This is a genomic window from Klebsiella sp. GW_Kp181 (assembly GCF_040062315.1).
Lineage (GTDB): Bacteria > Pseudomonadota > Gammaproteobacteria > Enterobacterales > Enterobacteriaceae > Klebsiella > Klebsiella oxytoca.
In genome coordinates, this window is record NZ_JBEAFR010000043.1 from 1 (window position 1) to 16,688 (window position 16,688).

Genomic DNA, 16,688 nt, shown 5'->3' on the forward strand with positions numbered 1-16,688 from the left:
CATCGCTGAATCCCGCTGACCCGGCGGGCTGTAAGCCGTTGTTCCGTGTCAGTGGGAGCGCATTATAGGGAGTAATTACGAAGTGACAAGGGGAAATTTCAAAAAACTTTTCATTCGCTCAACTTTCCATCACCGGGGTGATTTAACGCGCTATTTGCTGGTCATTTGCGCAATTTCCCGCGCAAATCTGCCTACCTGCTGCCAGTCGGTATAGACCACTTCTTTACTGACATCGGTCTCGCCGCCGGTCATCTTCATAATAAGACGAATCATAAAGCGATCGTACCAGCGATAGCGTGGATAGCGGAGTGCACCGGCAAACACCGCGCAATGCTGGGGCTGCCAGGGCGAGTTGAGCAGAAACTTGCGCGTGTAGCTATTAGTTTGCGGCGTTCGTTTTTCTGGCTTACGCGCCACGAGGTTGACCGAGAAAAAAGCCCCCGGCAGCGCCTGTAGCGATTGAAGATGCGTTTTTACAAACCGTTCCAGCGCTGGATGAAAATGACCGTAGCGGATTGATGCGCCTATCACAACGCGATCGTATAAAGGCCACTCCACCTCGTTAGTGCGGTTGAGATCAACCGTGTCCGAATCGATCCCCTGCTCTTTTAGTTCAGAGGCCAAAAACGAGGCGATCTCGCGCGTCTGTCCGTCGCGGGTGGAAAAGAGAATCAAAGTTTTCACAGGCACTCCTGTTATTCGCGCCAGAAAGTCGGAGTAAATAGCACCAGTAAGGTGAACACTTCCAGACGACCAAACAGCATATTAGCAATCAAGATCCATTTCGCGACAGGGTTCATCGTGGCAAAGTTATCCGCCACTACGCCCAGTCCCGGTCCAAGGTTGTTCAGCGTGGCGACGACTGAAGCAAAGGCCGAGAAATCATCCACGCCGGTAGCAATTATCGCCAGCATACTGATGATAAACACCAGCGCATACGCGGAGAAGAATCCCCATACGGCTTCGAGGATACGCTCCGGCAGTGCACGGTTTCCCAGTTTAATACTGTAGACCGCATTAGGGTGTACCAGACGTTTAAGCTCGCGGTTGCCTTGCTTAAAAAGCAGCAGGATACGGATAACCTTTAGTCCACCGCCGGTGGACCCGGCGCAGCCGCCGATGAAAGCCGAACAGAGGAGGAGCACCGGCAAAAATAGCGGCCAGCGCGCAATACTGTCGGTCGTGAAGCCCGCCGTTGTCGCCATCGACACCACCTGGAAAAACGCCTGGTTGACCGTCATTAACGCCGAGCTATAGACGTCATGCAGCCACAGTACAAGGGTGCATACCACCACCAGCGTAAACTGCACGCCGATAAACATACGGAATTCAGGGTCTCGCCAGTACACTTTCAGGCTGCGCCCGCTAAGTAATGAAAAGTGCAGGCCGTAGTTACAGCCAGAAATCAGCAGGAAAACCGCAATAATGGAGTTAATTGTTGGGCTATTAAAGTAACCCACGCTGGCATCATGGGTGGAGAACCCGCCAATCGCAATAGTAGAGAAGCTATGGCCGATGGCGTCAAATGCCGGCATCCCGGCAAACCACAGCGCCAACGCGCAGGCCACTGTCAGCAGGACATAAATAAGCCACAGCGTTTTTGCCGTCTCTGCAATCCGCGGCCGCATTTTGTTATCTTTCAGCGGTCCGGGCATTTCGGCCCGATACAGCTGCATCCCCCCGACGCCCAGTATCGGCAGTATCGCTACCGCCAGAACGATGATCCCCATCCCGCCAAACCACTGCAGCATCTGCCGGTAGAAAAGAATAGCATGGGGTAACGAATCGAGCCCCACCAGCGTGGTTGCCCCCGTCGTTGTCAGACCGGAGAAAGATTCAAAGAATGCATCCGTCACCGTCAGGTTCGGCTGCTCCGCAAAGATAAACGGCAATGCCCCCACGCTACCCAGCACGGTCCAGAAGAGAACCACAATCAGAAATCCTTCCCGGGATTTCAGTTCTCCCTTCTCACGACGATTAGGCCACCACAGCAGCGAACCGATGGCCAGGGCAACGAAAAAGGTCTGGGTAAACGCTCGCCCCGCACCATCGCGATATATCAGAGCTATTAATCCCGGAAGGATCATCGTCCCCGAAAACAAAATGACCAACAGTCCAACGATTCGGGTTATCGCGCGAAAATGCATCTCTGGCGCTTCCTTTGATATGCAAAAAAATCAGGTGGGGATTATTCGTCAATCTTCAGTAATTGCAACGAACCGCGACTAAAATCAGCCAGCTTTGCTGAAAATAGCGCCACTTCAGCCTGGGGAAGCGCCACGCGCAGCTGAACAGACGCCTGATATTCGCTTTCGACAATTTTTCCTGAGAACTGAGCCAACAGCGTTTCAATCCCGGCCAACTGCCCGTATTCACACTGCAAAGTATATGCGGTGAGCGGCGTCTTGCGCTGTGTTGTGAGCTGCGCTAGCGCCTGATGTACACCGCCGCCATACGCTTTCACCAGGCCGCCGGTGCCCAGCAGAATACCACCGTAGTAGCGCACGACGACAGCGGTTATCTCGCCGACGCCGCTGCCCATCAGCTGCGCCAGCATTGGTTTCCCCGCCGTTCCCGCCGGTTCGCCATCGTCGGAAAAACCCAGCTGCTGAGAATCATTTGGCGGCCCTGCAACCCACGCCACGCAGTGATGACGCGCATCCGGGTGATCCGCCCTGACTGACTCGACAAACGCCTTTGCCGCCGCTACGCCATCGGTATGGGCCAACAGCGTAATAAAGCGGCTCTTTTTGATCTCTTCAACGACGGTGACCGGCTCGGCCGGTATCAACCAGCTTTCCATTACGCCAGTTTCAGATCGCGCGTCATATTTTCGATGCTGTTTTCGTGGATCACGACGTTGTCTTCGATACGGATACCGCCAAAGGGTTTCAGCGCGTCAATTTTCTGCCAGTTAAAGTGTTTGCTGAACTGTCCTTCGCGCCACGGCGCCAGCAGCGATTCGATAAAGTAGATACCCGGCTCGATCGTCAACACCATGCGCGGCTGCAAAACGCGCGTGCAGCGCAGGTAAGGATATTTTGCCGGCGCGGCCTGGTGGGTACCGGTATCATCCTGCATAAAACCGGCAACGTCATGAACCTGCAGACCTAAGGGGTGGCCAATACCGTGCGGCATAAATGGTCCGGTCAGGTCATTTTCCACCATCGCTTCTTCGCTCATGTCTTTGACTATCTGATGTTTACGCAGCAGTTTGGCGATGCGCTGATGAAACTGGACATGATAATCCACGTAGCTCACGCCCGCCTTCATGGTGCTAATCAGCGCCAGCTGTTCATCATTAACGTCTTTAATCAACTGAGCATAGTCATTATCGCCATGCGCCGCCCAGGTACGGGTCAGGTCGGCTGCATAGCCGTTGTATTCCGCGCCCGCATCCAGCAGGAAGCTACGCATCTCTGCAGGCGCACGATGATCAAGCTTTGTGTAATGCAGTACGGAGGCATGCTCGTTCAGCGCCACAATATTGCTGTACGGCACATCAGTGTCGCGATGGCCGGTCGCGGTCAGATAGGCCTGGTTGATATCAAACTCGCTCATCCCGGAGAGGAAAGCTTCATGAGCAGCCTGATGACCGTTAACCGCCGACTTCTGCGCTTCACGCATACAGGCCAGCTCATAGTCAGTTTTATAAGAGCGATAGTAGTGCAGATAATCGATCGCCCCTTTCGGGTTGATTTTATCCGCCGCAATATCCAGCCCCAGCGCACGTTCCGGTACCGGTCCGATATAAGCGATATTGCCACGCGCGGCAGGCAGCTGGCTGCCGATACCATCCGCTTTCGGCAGGGCGATCACCTCCACCTCTTCGGTCCAGAATGACGTCGGCAACGGTTCTACGTTATGCCAGTAATCAACCGGCAGATAGAACCACAGCTTTGGTTTGTTGACGCCGTCCACCAGCAGCCAGCAGTTCGGAACCTGCGTAACCGGTACCCAGGCTTTGAACTGTGGGTTGACCTTAAATGGATACGGATGATCGTCAAGAAAGACGTTGACCAGTTCACCTGAGTGAATCAACAGGGCATCCAGCTTAAAGCGGGCCAGAACATCGCGGGTGCGTTCTTGTAAGGTAACGATATGATTTTTATAGAGACCGGCCAGGGATTCCATCTTTTATCCTTTGATTTTATTGGATCGTGAATCTTCGCATCTTAGCACATTGGCTCCAGACGGGGTGATCTCTAGCGGGTGTGATCCGACCAGCATTTATTTAAAGACTTATTTGCATTTTCTTAACATAAATTCCACACTCCGTTGCATCTGGTACGACCAGATCATATTGCTGGATTCAGGAGACTGACATGCTCTACAAAGGCGACACCCTGTACCTCGACTGGCGGGAAGACGGCATTGCCGAACTGGTATTCGATGCCCCCGGCTCGGTCAATAAGCTTGATACCGCAACCGTAGCCAGCCTCGGTGAAGCGCTGGACGTGCTCGAAAAACAAAAAGATCTGCAAGGGCTACTGCTGCGCTCTGAGAAAGCAGCCTTTATCGTCGGTGCGGATATCACTGAATTTCTTTCCCTGTTCCTGGTTCCGCAAGAACAGTTAAGCCAGTGGCTGCATTTCGCCAATAGCGTATTTAATCGCCTGGAAGATTTACCGGTTCCCACTATTTCCGCCGTCAACGGCTATGCGCTGGGCGGCGGCTGCGAATGCGTGCTGGCGACCGATTATCGCCTGGCGACGCCGGATTTGCGCATTGGCCTGCCGGAAACGAAACTGGGTATCATGCCGGGCTTTGGCGGCTCGGTGCGGATGCCGCGGATGCTTGGCGCGGACAGCGCGCTGGAAATCATTGCCGCAGGTAAAGACGTTGGCGCCGAACAGGCCTTAAAAATCGGCCTCGTCGATGGCGTGGTTAAACATGAAAAACTGCTCGATGGCGCGATAGCAATTCTGCGTCAGGCCATTAAAGGTGACCTGGACTGGAAGGCGAAGCGCCAGCCGAAGCTGGAGCCTCTTCACCTGAGTAAAATTGAAGCCGCGATGAGTTTTACCATCGCCAAAGGCATGGTGGCGCAAACCGCCGGGAAACACTACCCTGCGCCCATTACTGCCGTTAAAACCATTGAAGCCGCCGCCCGCTTTGGCCGCGAAGAAGCCTTGAATCTGGAAAACAAAAGTTTTGTCCCGCTGGCGCATACCAACGAGGCGCGGGCGCTGGTAGGTATCTTCCTTAACGATCAATACGTTAAAGCGAAAGCGAAGAAGCTGACTAAAGATATCGACACGCCAAAACACGCGGCCGTACTGGGCGCGGGGATTATGGGCGGCGGCATTGCATACCAATCGGCATGGAAAGGCGTGCCGGTAGTCATGAAAGATATCAACGACAAATCGCTGACGCTCGGCATGACCGAAGCGGCCAAATTGCTGAATAAACAGCTTGAGCGCGGCAAAATCGATGGTCTCAAAATGGCTGGCGTTATTTCCACTATTCAGCCAACCCTGGATTACGCCGGCTTTGAGCGCGTGGACGTCGTGGTCGAAGCCGTTGTTGAGAATCCGAAAGTGAAAAAAGCGGTGCTGGCGGAAACGGAAGACAAAGTCCGTCCGGATACCGTGCTGGCATCGAATACCTCCACCATTCCCATCAGCGAGTTGGCCAGCGTACTGAAGCGCCCGGAAAACTTCTGCGGAATGCACTTCTTTAATCCGGTGCACCGGATGCCGCTGGTCGAGATTATTCGCGGTGAAAAAAGCTCGGACGAAACCATTGCGAAAGTGGTCGCCTGGGCCAGCAAAATGGGTAAAACGCCAATTGTGGTCAACGACTGCCCCGGTTTCTTTGTTAACCGCGTGCTGTTCCCCTACTTCGCCGGTTTCAGCCAGCTGCTGCGCGACGGCGCAGACTTCCGCAAAGTCGACAAAGTGATGGAAAAGCAGTTTGGCTGGCCGATGGGCCCGGCCTATCTGCTGGACGTCGTTGGCATTGATACCGCGCATCACGCGCAGGCAGTCATGGCGGCGGGCTTCCCGCAGCGGATGCAGAAAGATTATCGCGATGCGATCGATGCGCTGTTCGACGCTAACCGTTTCGGCCAGAAAAATGGCCTCGGCTTCTGGCGCTACAAAGAAGACAGCAAAGGTAAGCCGAAGAAGGAAGAGGATGCCGCAGTCGATAGCCTGCTGGCGGAAGTCAGCCAGCCGAAGCGTGATTTCAGCGATGAAGAGATTATCGCCCGCATGATGATCCCGATGGTCAACGAAGTGGTGCGTTGTCTTGAAGAGGGCATTATCGCCAGCCCGGCGGAAGCCGATATGGCGCTGGTCTATGGTCTCGGCTTCCCTCCGTTCCACGGCGGCGCGTTCCGCTGGCTGGATACCCTCGGTAGCGCAAAATATCTCGATATGGCGCAGCAGTATCAGCACCTCGGTCCGCTGTATGACGTGCCGGAAGGATTGCGCAGCAAAGCGCGTCATAACGAACCGTACTATCCCCCGGTTGAGCCTGCCCGTGCGCCAGGCGAGCTGAAAACGGCTTAAGGAGTCACAATGGAACAGGTTGTCATTGTCGATGCAGTTCGTACCCCGATGGGCCGTTCGAAGGGCGGCGCCTTTCGTCATGTGCGCGCGGAAGATCTCTCCGCGCACCTGATGCGTAGCCTGCTTTCACGTAATCCATCCCTTGAAGCAAGCGCCATTGATGATATTTACTGGGGCTGCGTTCAGCAAACCCTTGAACAGGGTTTCAATATTGCCCGCAACGCGGCGCTGCTGGCAGAAATCCCGCATTCCGTGCCCGCCAACACGGTCAATCGACTGTGCGGTTCTTCCATGCAGGCGCTTCACGACGCGGCCCGCATGATCATGACCGGCGATGCCAGCGTATGCCTGATTGGCGGTGTAGAACATATGGGCCACGTCCCGATGAGCCACGGTGTGGATTTTCACCCGGGCCTGAGCCGGAACGTCGCTAAAGCCGCCGGGATGATGGGGCTGACCGCAGAAATGCTGGCGCGCCTGCACGGCATCAGCCGGGAAATGCAGGATCAGTTTGCAGCCCGCTCCCATGCCCGCGCCTGGGCCGCGACGCAATCTGGCGCATTCAAAACGGAGATTGTTCCGACCGGCGGTCACGACGCCGACGGCGTACTGAAGTCATACAGCTATGATGAAGTGATTCGCCCGGAGACGACGGTAGAAGCGCTGGCTGCGCTGAGGCCCGCGTTCGATCCCGTCACCGGTACCGTAACGGCGGGTACCTCTTCTGCCCTCTCCGATGGTGCCGCAGCCATGCTGTTAATGAGCGAAAGTCGCGCCCGCGAGCTGGGCCTGAAGCCTCGCGCTCGCGTGCGTTCGATGGCCGTCGTCGGCTGCGACCCGTCAATAATGGGCTACGGCCCGGTTCCCGCGTCAAAACTGGCGCTGAAAAAAGCCGGGCTCACCACCAGCGATATCGATGTGTTCGAGATGAACGAAGCTTTTGCCGCGCAGATCCTGCCGTGCATTAAAGATCTGGGACTGATGGAACAGATCGACGAGAAGATCAATCTCAACGGTGGCGCGATCGCCCTGGGCCATCCGCTCGGCTGTTCAGGCGCACGCATCAGCACCACGCTCATCAACCAGATGGAGCGCAAAGACGCGCAGTTCGGCCTGGCGACGATGTGTATTGGTTTAGGTCAGGGGATCGCGACGGTATTCGAGCGGGTTTAAGCAAAGAGTTAATTCCCTGAATCATTCGCGCGGCATCGCGGCGGCAACCGAGCAAATCCCCGGGAGCATAGATAACTCTGTGACCGGGGCGAGCGAGCGCAGCCAACAAAAAGGCAGCGTGAATGATAACGGGGAGAAGGTTTAGTTGCCGTTCTTCCCGCCTGTCAGGGGCGGGTTTTTTATTTCCGCTATTCAGCTATTATCACCGGATACGTCACGTTGACTAAGGATAATAACGACTTATGAAAACACTCCCTTTCATACTTCTGCTCACCGCATTCTCTGGCGCTGCTCTTGCCAGCGAACAGGATAACGCTCAGGCATGCCTCTTATGGGGAATCAATAAAATGGCGCAGAATCCGGAAAGCGAGCGGCTCAAGGACCTGACCATCACCAATATTAATACCGAACGCTATGATGAGAAGATAGGCAGCCAACATATCGCGACGCAGTTAGCCGCCACGCTGGAAAAAGAAGGGAACCCCGTAGGGAAAATGCTCTGTTTGCTGGAAAACGATCGACCGCTGTACGTTTACTTTAGCGATGCGCGCTAGAACAGCATCCGGACCAACGCCCGGATGCCTTCACAGCGGCAATCAGATAAAGGCAAACGCGTCGCCAAACAGACGCTCTTCGCGGGCGCCGCGCTCGTTGCAGAACAGATCGCGGGCAATTTTAGCCATCTCGAAGCGACCTGCAATATAGATATCATGATCGCCCAGCGTACCGTAATCCTGCAGGACCGCGGTGAGTACGGTTCCGGTACGGCCACGCCACTCAGCGTCAGGCTGCTCAACCACGGGCTCGATGCGTAAGCCCGGATGCTGCACGCTTAATGCTTCCAGTTCCGCCAGATCATAGAGATGCTTCGCTTCGCGTCCGCCCCAATAGATAGCGATATCGCGGTTCGGATTGCGCGCCAGCGCGGTAAGCAAAATCGAACGCACGTAAGAGAAGCCCGTTCCCCCAGCGATTAAAATCAGCGGGCGTTCTTCATCATCGCGCAGCCAGGCTTCGCCATGCGGCAGATCGACCTCGATTTCACGCTCTTTCAGGATCCGATCCATCACTGCCATCGCATACAGATTAAGTTCAGATGCACCGATATGCAGTTCGATAAACTCCTGTTCCGACGGCGTAGAAGCCATGGAGAATGGGCGCTTATCGCGTTCGTCCATCACGACCATCAGATACTGACCAGCCCGGAAAGAAAACGCCGCTTCCGGCACTAATCGAACGCGATACACAGTATCGGTAATCGCCTCCACCGAGGTCACTTTACAGCTTAAGGTTGTCATGCGTCCCCTCTGTCGGGTCTATTGTGCAAAACAGCGGCGTAGCCCCGCTTACTGTTATTTGAAGATGGCCAGTTCATCCCAGATGGCGTCAACGCGCGCCGTCACCTCAGGATCTTTCTTAATCGGACGACCCCACTCGCGCTGGGTCTCACCGGGCCATTTATTTGTGGCATCCAGCCCCATTTTTGAACCCAAACCGGAAACCGGTGAGGCAAAATCCAGATAATCAATTGGCGTATTTTCTACCATTACCGTATCACGCGCCGGGTCCATACGGGTAGTAATCGCCCAAATCACATCATTCCAGTCACGCGCGTTGACATCATCATCGCAGACGATAACAAACTTGGTATACATGAACTGACGGAGGAAGGACCAGACTCCCATCATGACGCGTTTCGCGTGACCGGCGTACTGCTTCTTCATCGTGACCACCGCCAGGCGATAGGAGCAGCCTTCAGGTGGTAAATAGAAATCCACAATCTCAGGAAACTGCTTTTGCAGAATAGGGACGAAGACTTCGTTCAGCGCAACGCCCAGTACCGCGGGTTCGTCCGGCGGACGTCCGGTGTAGGTCGAATGGTAGATAGCGTCTTCACGCTGAGTAATATGGGTAACGGTAAAGACCGGGAAATTATCCACTTCATTGTAGTAGCCCGTATGATCGCCATACGGCCCTTCCGGCGCCATTTCACCGACTTCAATATACCCTTCCAGCACAATCTCTGCGCTGGCGGGCACCTCCAGATCGTTAGAGATGCACTTCACGACTTCGGTTTTCGTACCGCGCAGCAGCCCGGCAAATGCATACTCGGAGAGGGTGTCGGGAACCGGAGTCACCGCCCCGAGAATGGTTGCCGGATCGGCACCCAGCGCAACGGAGACCGGGAAACGCTCGCCAGGACGCGCTGCGCACCACTCCTGGAAATCCAGCGCGCCGCCGCGGTGCGATAGCCAGCGCATAATCAGCTTGTTCTTGCCAATCAGCTGCTGGCGATAAATGCCCAGATTTTGCCGCTCTTTATGCGGGCCGCGCGTCACCGTCAGGCCCCAGGTGATCAGCGGTGCGGCATCTTCCGGCCAGCAGGTCATGATCGGGATGCGGCCCAGATCGACATCATCGCCCTGAATAATTTTTTGCTGGCATGGCGCCCCGCGCAGACGCTTAGTCGGCATATTCAGCACCTGCTTGAACTGCGGCAGCTTATCAAACAGATCGCGGAAACCTTTTGGTGGTTCCGGCTCTTTCAGGAATGCCAGGAGCTTACCCACTTCGCGCAGAGAACTGACATCCTCCTGCCCCATCCCCAGCGCAACTCGCCGCGGCGTGCCGAAAAGATTACACAGCACCGGCATCGCGTAGCCTTTAGGATTTTCAAATAGCAGGGCCGGACCGCCAGCACGCAAGGTGCGATCGGCAATTTCGGTAATTTCCAGATGAGGATCGACCGGCAGGGAAATCCGTTTCAATTCCCCCTGCTGCTCCAGTAATGTCAGAAATTCGCGTAGATCGTGGTATTTCATGGAGTTGTTATTGACCTCTATACAGGCGGCTGATTATACGGCGTTCGCCGGAGCTATGCTGTATTTTTGTTAAATTAGCGTGAAAGAACGCTGAAATTTAGCTTTCAACTGCAATGATTTCGCGATCGCCCCGGCCTTTTGTTATGCTTGCTGCTAGTAGAGTGGAAAGAGTCATTATGCAAGCCTGGTATTTACTTTATTGCAAACGTGGGCAGCTTGAGCGCGCCCAGGAACATCTCGAGCGGCAGGCCGTCAATTGCCTGATGCCAACGATCGAACTGGAAAAAATCGTCCGCGGTAAACGCACGACGGTCAGCGAACCCCTGTTCCCAAACTATCTGTTTATCGAGTTTGACCCGGAAGTGATTCATACCACCACCATCAGCGCAACGCGCGGCGTGAACAGCTTTGTGCGTTTCGGCGCGCTGCCCGCGATCGTGCCGTCTGCGGTTATTCATCAGCTCTCCATCTACAAACCGGAAGGTATTACCGACCCGGAAACGCCGCATGAAGGCGACAGCGTGCTGATCACCGATGGCGCCTTTGAGGGTCTCCAGGCTATCTTTACCGAACCGGACGGCGAAGCCCGCTCTATGCTGCTGCTGAATCTGCTTAACAAGCAGGTATTACAAAGCGTCAAAAATACTGACTTTTATAAAATCTGACGGCGCCTAAAAACGCACGCCAAAGAGCCTTCTGACGTTAGCATCGGTAATCTCTTCCAGCCACGGCGCTTCTTCTCCGCGCCACTCCGCGATACGAGACAGAATATGCGGCAGATATGCAGGCTCGTTGCGGCGGGAAGCGGGTTTTGGCTGCATATCCCGCGGCAGCAGATACGGCGCATCGGTCTCAATCAGCAGGCGATCGGCCGGGATATCGGCCAGGAGAGTCCGCAGCTCCAGCCCCCGACGCTCATCGCATACCCAGCCGGTAATGCCAATAAATAATCCCAGCTCCACGCATTCGCGCATCTCTTCGCGGCTACCGGTAAAGCAATGCACCACGGCCCCCGGAAGCTTATCAAGCCACGGGGTTAGCAGGGCCAGGAAACGGTCGTGCGCATCGCGGCAGTGCAAAAATACCGGCATCGACAGTTCCGCAGCCAGCGCCAGCTGGGCGCTAAACGCCGCCTCTTGCTCCTGAGGCGTTGAAAAGTTGCGGTTGAAATCCAGCCCGCATTCGCCAATCGCAACGACCTCTGACTCGCGGGCCAGCTCGTAGACCGCTGCCGCGGCCGATTCCGTCCAGCTGCGGCTGTCGTGGGGATGAACACCGGCCGTTGACCAGCATCCGGAATAACCATGCGCCAGCTGCTGCGCCTGCGCGCTTTCATGAAGGTTGGTCCCCGTCAACAGCATTCCTGTGACTCCCGCCGCCCGGGCTCGGGCAATAACCTCGTCCCGATCGCGGGAAAACTGCGAGCTGGTCAGATTCACGCCGATATCAAACATCATCACCCCCATACGGCAACCGCCCTGACGGGCGGTTGCGCTTTATTCTTCTTTGCCCTGCGCCTCTTCGGCTGCGGCATCCTCGTCACGCGTCAGGCGCTTACCGGTATAGAACCGCGCGAAGAAGACCCCGACTTCAAACAGGCAGTACATCGGAATCGCCAGCAGCGTTTGCGAGAACACATCCGGCGGCGTCAGCAGCATCCCAACGACAAATGCGCCAACCAGAACATAGGGGCGTTTCTTACGCAGGTCTTCCGGCGTGGTGACGCCCATCCAGCACAGCAGGACGATGGCCACGGGAACCTCAAATGAGACGCCAAAGGCGATAAACAGCGCCATCACAAAGTCGAGGTAACTGCGAATATCGGTCGAGACCTGTACGCCTTCCGGCGCCGCATGGGTCAGAAAACCAAACGCCAGCGGGAAAACAACAAAGTAGGCAAAAGCCATGCCGATATAGAACAGCAACGTACTGGAGACCAGCAGCGGCATAACCAATCGACGTTCGTGCTTATACAGCGCTGGCGCCACAAAGGCCCAAACCTGATACAAAATGACCGGCACCGACAAAATTATCGATACCATGAAGGTCAGCTTGATCGGCGTGAAGAAAGGCGAGGCCACATCCGTTGCGATCATGGTCGCGCCAACCGGCATCTGCCGAATAAGCGGCGCAGAAACCAGCTGATAGATGTCATTGGCGAAATAAACCAACGCCAGGAAAATGACCAGAATCGCAAGAATGCTGTTGATTAAGCGCTTGCGCAGCTCAATCAGATGCGTAATTAGCGGTTGAGTATCGTCTACGCCCATTTTTACTGTTTATCACTCGATACGGGGGAGGAGGAATCGGAAGCCGCCACGGCAACTTTTACTTTCTCTGCCGGGATTTCACTCTGCGAAACGGGGAGCTCTTCAGACACGGGTTCAGGTACGTGCTCAGGCGCGCTGGCCTGATGTTCAGCCGTTGCTGGCGTCACGTCCTTGCGCTGCTCTTCACTCCCTTTTACGACCGGGTTATGAATCGTGTTGGCTTCGTCGCTGGCTTTTTCAGGATCGTGGGCGGAATAGGATCGCTTCATAGATTCAGCCGCTTCTCGCAGCTCATCCATAGATGCTTTTAGCTCAGGCGTCAGGTTATCCAGACTGGCCTTTTCCACCTTCTTAAGGCTTTCCTGAAACTCCTGCAGTTTTAATTCCTGGGTTATTTCATTTTGTACGGTAGCCGCCAGCGACCGCAGCGTACGGATCCAGCTGACTACCGTTTTTACCGCTACCGGTAGTCGTTGTGGCCCCAAAACGATGAGGCCAATCACGAATACCAGCAGAAGTTCACTAAAACCGATATCGAACACGAATTACACCTGCTCTTTGTCGTGGCGTTTAGTCTCGTCTTTTTTTGCGTCATCCGGCTTATCAGCAAGGGTTTTTGCCGCGAAATCTGCATCCGGCGCGGATTTTTCCGGTTTATCGTCGTCGCTCATGGCCTTTTTAAAACCTTTGATCGACGCCCCCAAATCGGAACCGAGCGAGCTCAGCTTTTTTGTCCCAAAAAGCAGAACCACAATGACGACAACAATGAGTAACTGCCAAATACTGATACCACCCATACACATTCCCCTATGACAGATGATGAATTAATAGGACGCATTATACACGTTATGCGCAGTGATAAAGGCGACTGCCGTCAGTTCGTCTTACGCCAGCCGATAAGCCAGGTTACGACGCCAGCGGCCATCAGCCAGCCGGGCATCATGCCCCACTCAGGGCGGTGGATGAACAGCAGCGTACCACTCAGTAATAAAACCGCGCCTATACCAAACAGATAACGGGACTGCCCCTGGCGCACGTGCCGCACCTGGATGTCGCGCACGATGGTATCGACGCTATTCTGTAACTGCTTGCTTTGCTGCAGGCTCTGATACACCAGCTCAGGTATTTCCGGCATTCTCTCAATCCAGAACGGCGCCTTCTCTTTAAAAGCCCGCACCAGAGCCGGAATGCCCACCTGATCTTTAATCCACGACTCAAGGAACGGTTTCGCCGTTTTCCACAAGTCTAACTGAGGATAGAGCTGGCGACCTACTCCTTCTACGTAAAGTAATGTCTTCTGCAGCAGAACCAGCTGCGGCTGCACTTCCATATTGAAACGTCGCGCCGTGTTAAACAGGTTCAACAACACATGGCCAAACGAGATTTCCGCCAGCGGTTTTTCAAAAATAGGCTCGCAGACGGTACGAATGGCAAATTCGAACTCTTCGACGTTGGTATCTGCCGGAACCCAGCCGGAATCAACGTGCAGTTCCGCAACCTTACGGTAGTCGCGATTGAAGAAGGCAATAAAGTTTTCCGCCAGATAGCGTTTATCTTCTTTGTTCAGCGAGCCGACGATACCGCAGTCTATACCAATATACTGCGGGTCTTCCGGGTGGTTACGACTGACGAAAATGTTGCCCGGATGCATGTCGGCATGGAAGAAGCTGTCGCGGAAAACCTGAGTAAAGAAGACCTGCACGCCGCGCTCAGCCAGCAGCTGCATGTTGGTCCCCTGCGCTTCCAGCGCGGCGACGTCGGAAACCGGGATCCCGTAAATCCGCTCCATCACCATCATGCCTTCACTGCAGTAGTCCGAGTAAACTTCCGGGACATAAAGCATCGGGCTATCTTCAAAGTTGCGCCGCAGCTGAATAGCGTTAGCCGATTCACGCAGCAGGTTGAGCTCATCCAGCAGCGTTTTTTCGTATTCACGCACCACTTCCTGCGGGCGCAGGCGACGACCGTCCGGTAACAGACGAGGCACCCAGCGGGCAAGGCGGTAGATGAGCTTCATATCCGCTTTGATAACCGGCACGATATCCGGGCGGATCACTTTAATGACCACTTCTTTGCCGTTCTCTTTCAAGCGCGCGGTATGCACCTGAGCAATAGAAGCGGAAGCAAGCGGTTCAACAGAGAAATCATCAAACCAGGCTTCTACCGGCAAGCCGCCCATGGCTTGCTCAATTTGCTTTTTGGCCTGCAGACCATCAAAAGGCGCAACGCGATCCTGCAGCATGGCCAGCTGATCGGCAATGTGGGGAGGGAACAGGTCGCGACGGGTCGAGAGCATCTGGCCAAACTTGATCCACACCGGACCCAGCTCCTGCAGCGCAAGGCGCAGGCGCTCGCCAAGAGGACGTTCTTTATGGCGGTTTGGCATCCAGAACAGCATCCGCCGCCAGATTCGCAGCGGCAGCGTGATACGCATTTTAGGAATGAGCTCATCAAGCCCGTAGCTCAAAAAGGTGTGGACGATGAAATACAGGCGCCGTAATTCTCCTGGCGTCATTTGCCCTCCAGCGTTTCCAGCCGTTTTTCCAGCGCGGCCAGCGCTCGCTCAACGGCTGCGGTTTCTTCAGCAAACCAGGCCAGCTCCAGCGGACCCGGCGCCAGGCGCCACTCTTCGGTAATCGCTTCCGCAACATAGCGCTGCTGGCGCTGAGCACCACGCAGAAGAAAACGAGCACCGCCGCGGAATACTTTACTAAAGCCTTCCGCAACCACATCCCCGGTATACGGGGCGAGCAGTTCAGCCGGATCGAACTCCGCGAGATCGCACAGCGTAACGGTATTTTGTACCACCTGCAGATCGCCCTGCACTTCAAGATCGCCGCTGCGAATCAGCGCGGTAAGCTGCTGGCGATTACGTAGCTGCGGAAGCACGCTCAGGCGAGTACGCACGGTGCAGTCTGCCTCGCCTTCCCACGCCCCCAGCACATCGACCTGGCGCTCGCTAAAAACCAGCACCACGGGTTCGGAGAGCTCCTGCAGTTCGACACGCAGCACTTTCCCCAGCAGACGCTGACGGGCAGGTTTCAACGCCCGATCGCGCCAGAGGAAGGTATTCAGAACCGTCTCAAGACCGGCGGTAACCAGTGGTTTGAAAGGCATAGCGTCCCTCCTGTCAGAACTTATAACCGCGGTGTAGCGCAACGATGCCTGCCGTGAGGTTGTAGTAGTCGACGTTTTCAAATCCTGCATCCTGCATCATGCCTTTCAGCGTGTCCTGATCGGGATGCATTCGAATAGATTCAGCAAGATAACGATAGCTTTCGGCGTCTTTCGCAACCAGCTCGCCTACGCGCGGCAGGATATGGAAGGAATAGGCGTCGTAGGCTTTGCTAAGCGGCTCAATAATCGGTTTTGAGAATTCCAGCACCAGCAGACGGCCACCCGGCTTTAATACGCGGTACATAGAGCGCAGCGCTTTTTCTTTATCCGTCACGTTACGCAGACCGAAAGAAATCGTAATGCAGTCAAAGGTGTTGTCCGCAAAAGGTAGCGCTTCGGCGTTCGCCTGGACGTATTCCACGTTGCCGACAATGCCGATATTGCGCAGCTTTTCACGGCCCATTTTCAGCATAGAGTCGTTGATATCCGCCAGCATCACGCGGCCGGTTTCGCCGACCAGGCGAGAAAATTTCGCCGTCAGATCGCCGGTTCCTCCGGCCAGATCCAACACGGTTTGCCCACGGCGGACGCCGCTGCAGTCGATGGTGAAACGCTTCCACAAACGATGAATACCGAACGACATCAGATCGTTCATTACGTCATATTTTGCGGCCACAGAATGAAATACATGCGCCACCATGTCAGCTTTCTGCTCTTTGGCGACAGTCTGAAAGCCAAAATGCGTCGTTTCTTGTGAATCCTCAACCATCTCTATGCCTGCTTACTTATCA

The 16,688-nt window shown here is 55.1% G+C and carries 17 protein-coding genes; 4 read left to right on the forward strand and 13 right to left on the reverse strand.

Annotation, left to right across the window (positions count from 1 at the left end; genetic code table 11):
- Positions 1-150: 150 nt before the first annotated feature.
- From hemG to pepQ, 4 genes are read right to left on the reverse strand one after another with little or no spacing between them, the layout of a single operon-like run.
- The gene (gene hemG / locus ABLV11_RS07585; RefSeq protein ID WP_023329109.1) at positions 151-684 is read right to left on the reverse strand and encodes a menaquinone-dependent protoporphyrinogen IX dehydrogenase; all 534 of its coding nucleotides are present in this window, start codon (positions 682-684) and stop codon (positions 151-153) included.
- 11 nt (positions 685-695) lie between these two features.
- Positions 696-2,147 carry a Trk system potassium transporter TrkH gene (gene trkH, locus ABLV11_RS07590; RefSeq protein ID WP_004107802.1) on the reverse strand — a complete coding sequence of 484 codons (1,452 nt, stop codon included), beginning with the start codon at positions 2,145-2,147 and terminating at the stop codon, positions 696-698.
- 41 nt (positions 2,148-2,188) lie between these two features.
- The gene (locus ABLV11_RS07595; protein ID WP_004107800.1) at positions 2,189-2,803 is read right to left on the reverse strand and encodes an IMPACT family protein; all 615 of its coding nucleotides are present in this window, start codon (positions 2,801-2,803) and stop codon (positions 2,189-2,191) included.
- On the reverse strand, positions 2,803-4,134 hold the full coding sequence (pepQ, locus tag ABLV11_RS07600) for a Xaa-Pro dipeptidase (RefSeq protein WP_049095275.1): 1,332 nt from the start codon (positions 4,132-4,134) through the stop codon (positions 2,803-2,805). Before pepQ ends, ABLV11_RS07595 begins: the two co-directional genes overlap by 1 nt.
- Positions 4,135-4,325: 191 nt before the next feature.
- Here pepQ and fadB point away from each other — a divergent pair, with 191 nt between their 5' ends.
- The 3 genes from fadB to ABLV11_RS07615 all read left to right on the forward strand — a co-directional run bounded on the left by fadB (position 4,326) and on the right by ABLV11_RS07615 (position 8,242).
- A complete protein-coding gene (gene fadB, locus ABLV11_RS07605) occupies positions 4,326-6,515 on the forward strand; it encodes a fatty acid oxidation complex subunit alpha FadB (RefSeq protein WP_126489613.1) in 2,190 nt (729 codons plus the stop codon).
- Positions 6,516-6,524: 9 nt separating this feature from the next.
- Positions 6,525-7,688 (forward strand): acetyl-CoA C-acyltransferase FadA, encoded by a 1,164-nt coding sequence (gene fadA, locus ABLV11_RS07610; RefSeq protein ID WP_017145173.1) that lies wholly within the window; start codon positions 6,525-6,527, stop codon positions 7,686-7,688.
- A gap of 242 nt (positions 7,689-7,930) precedes the next feature.
- On the forward strand, positions 7,931-8,242 hold the full coding sequence (locus ABLV11_RS07615) for a hypothetical protein (protein WP_017145174.1): 312 nt from the start codon (positions 7,931-7,933) through the stop codon (positions 8,240-8,242).
- A 42-nt stretch (positions 8,243-8,284) separates the two neighbouring features.
- Here ABLV11_RS07615 and fre read toward each other — a convergent pair whose 3' ends face one another.
- A complete protein-coding gene (fre, locus tag ABLV11_RS07620) occupies positions 8,285-8,986 on the reverse strand; it encodes an NAD(P)H-flavin reductase (RefSeq protein ID WP_004107791.1) in 702 nt (233 codons plus the stop codon).
- A 54-nt stretch (positions 8,987-9,040) separates the two neighbouring features.
- Positions 9,041-10,510, reverse strand: coding sequence for a 4-hydroxy-3-polyprenylbenzoate decarboxylase (gene ubiD, locus ABLV11_RS07625; RefSeq protein ID WP_004107790.1), 1,470 nt, complete (start codon positions 10,508-10,510; stop codon positions 9,041-9,043).
- Between the two features lie 176 nt (positions 10,511-10,686).
- On the opposite strand from ubiD, the gene rfaH reads away from it, so the two are divergent.
- Entirely contained in the window at positions 10,687-11,175 is a 489-nt protein-coding gene (gene rfaH / locus ABLV11_RS07630) for a transcription/translation regulatory transformer protein RfaH (RefSeq protein ID WP_004097595.1), read from the forward strand.
- A 6-nt stretch (positions 11,176-11,181) separates the two neighbouring features.
- Here rfaH and tatD read toward each other — a convergent pair whose 3' ends face one another.
- The 7 genes from tatD to ubiE form a co-directional block, all read right to left on the reverse strand.
- Entirely contained in the window at positions 11,182-11,976 is a 795-nt protein-coding gene (tatD, locus tag ABLV11_RS07635) for a 3'-5' ssDNA/RNA exonuclease TatD (RefSeq protein ID WP_162556106.1), read from the reverse strand.
- A gap of 30 nt (positions 11,977-12,006) precedes the next feature.
- Positions 12,007-12,780, reverse strand: a complete 774-nt coding sequence (gene tatC / locus ABLV11_RS07640; protein WP_004107787.1) for a Sec-independent protein translocase subunit TatC — start codon at positions 12,778-12,780, stop codon at positions 12,007-12,009.
- 2 nt (positions 12,781-12,782) lie between these two features.
- Positions 12,783-13,322 carry a Sec-independent protein translocase protein TatB gene (tatB, locus tag ABLV11_RS07645; RefSeq protein ID WP_004107785.1) on the reverse strand — a complete coding sequence of 180 codons (540 nt, stop codon included), beginning with the start codon at positions 13,320-13,322 and terminating at the stop codon, positions 12,783-12,785.
- A 3-nt stretch (positions 13,323-13,325) separates the two neighbouring features.
- The gene (tatA, locus tag ABLV11_RS07650; protein WP_004107782.1) at positions 13,326-13,577 is read right to left on the reverse strand and encodes a Sec-independent protein translocase subunit TatA; all 252 of its coding nucleotides are present in this window, start codon (positions 13,575-13,577) and stop codon (positions 13,326-13,328) included.
- Between the two features lie 77 nt (positions 13,578-13,654).
- Positions 13,655-15,295, reverse strand: a complete 1,641-nt coding sequence (gene ubiB / locus ABLV11_RS07655) for a ubiquinone biosynthesis regulatory protein kinase UbiB (protein WP_004107780.1) — start codon at positions 15,293-15,295, stop codon at positions 13,655-13,657.
- Positions 15,292-15,897 (reverse strand): SCP2 domain-containing protein, encoded by a 606-nt coding sequence (locus ABLV11_RS07660; RefSeq protein WP_016808229.1) that lies wholly within the window; start codon positions 15,895-15,897, stop codon positions 15,292-15,294. The genes ubiB and ABLV11_RS07660 overlap by 4 nt, the downstream gene beginning before the upstream one ends.
- 13 nt (positions 15,898-15,910) lie before the next feature.
- A complete protein-coding gene (gene ubiE / locus ABLV11_RS07665) occupies positions 15,911-16,666 on the reverse strand; it encodes a bifunctional demethylmenaquinone methyltransferase/2-methoxy-6-polyprenyl-1,4-benzoquinol methylase UbiE (RefSeq protein WP_004107776.1) in 756 nt (251 codons plus the stop codon).
- Between the last annotated feature and the right edge of the window lie 22 nt (positions 16,667-16,688).

Coding starts and splice junctions, on each gene's coding strand:
- trkH (WP_004107802.1), bottom strand. CDS start 2,147: ATGCATTTTCGCGCGATAACCCGAATCGTTGGACTGTTGGTCATTTTG.
- ABLV11_RS07595 (WP_004107800.1), bottom strand. CDS start 2,803: ATGGAAAGCTGGTTGATACCGGCCGAGCCGGTCACCGTCGTTGAAGAG.
- pepQ (WP_049095275.1), bottom strand. CDS start 4,134: ATGGAATCCCTGGCCGGTCTCTATAAAAATCATATCGTTACCTTACAA.
- fadB (WP_126489613.1), top strand. CDS start 4,326: ATGCTCTACAAAGGCGACACCCTGTACCTCGACTGGCGGGAAGACGGC.
- fadA (WP_017145173.1), top strand. CDS start 6,525: ATGGAACAGGTTGTCATTGTCGATGCAGTTCGTACCCCGATGGGCCGT.
- ABLV11_RS07615 (WP_017145174.1), top strand. CDS start 7,931: ATGAAAACACTCCCTTTCATACTTCTGCTCACCGCATTCTCTGGCGCT.
- fre (WP_004107791.1), bottom strand. CDS start 8,986: ATGACAACCTTAAGCTGTAAAGTGACCTCGGTGGAGGCGATTACCGAT.
- ubiD (WP_004107790.1), bottom strand. CDS start 10,510: ATGAAATACCACGATCTACGCGAATTTCTGACATTACTGGAGCAGCAG.
- rfaH (WP_004097595.1), top strand. CDS start 10,687: ATGCAAGCCTGGTATTTACTTTATTGCAAACGTGGGCAGCTTGAGCGC.
- tatD (WP_162556106.1), bottom strand. CDS start 11,976: ATGGGGGTGATGATGTTTGATATCGGCGTGAATCTGACCAGCTCGCAG.
- tatC (WP_004107787.1), bottom strand. CDS start 12,780: ATGGGCGTAGACGATACTCAACCGCTAATTACGCATCTGATTGAGCTG.
- tatA (WP_004107782.1), bottom strand. CDS start 13,577: ATGGGTGGTATCAGTATTTGGCAGTTACTCATTGTTGTCGTCATTGTG.
- ubiB (WP_004107780.1), bottom strand. CDS start 15,295: ATGACGCCAGGAGAATTACGGCGCCTGTATTTCATCGTCCACACCTTT.
- ABLV11_RS07660 (WP_016808229.1), bottom strand. CDS start 15,897: ATGCCTTTCAAACCACTGGTTACCGCCGGTCTTGAGACGGTTCTGAAT.
- ubiE (WP_004107776.1), bottom strand. CDS start 16,666: ATGGTTGAGGATTCACAAGAAACGACGCATTTTGGCTTTCAGACTGTC.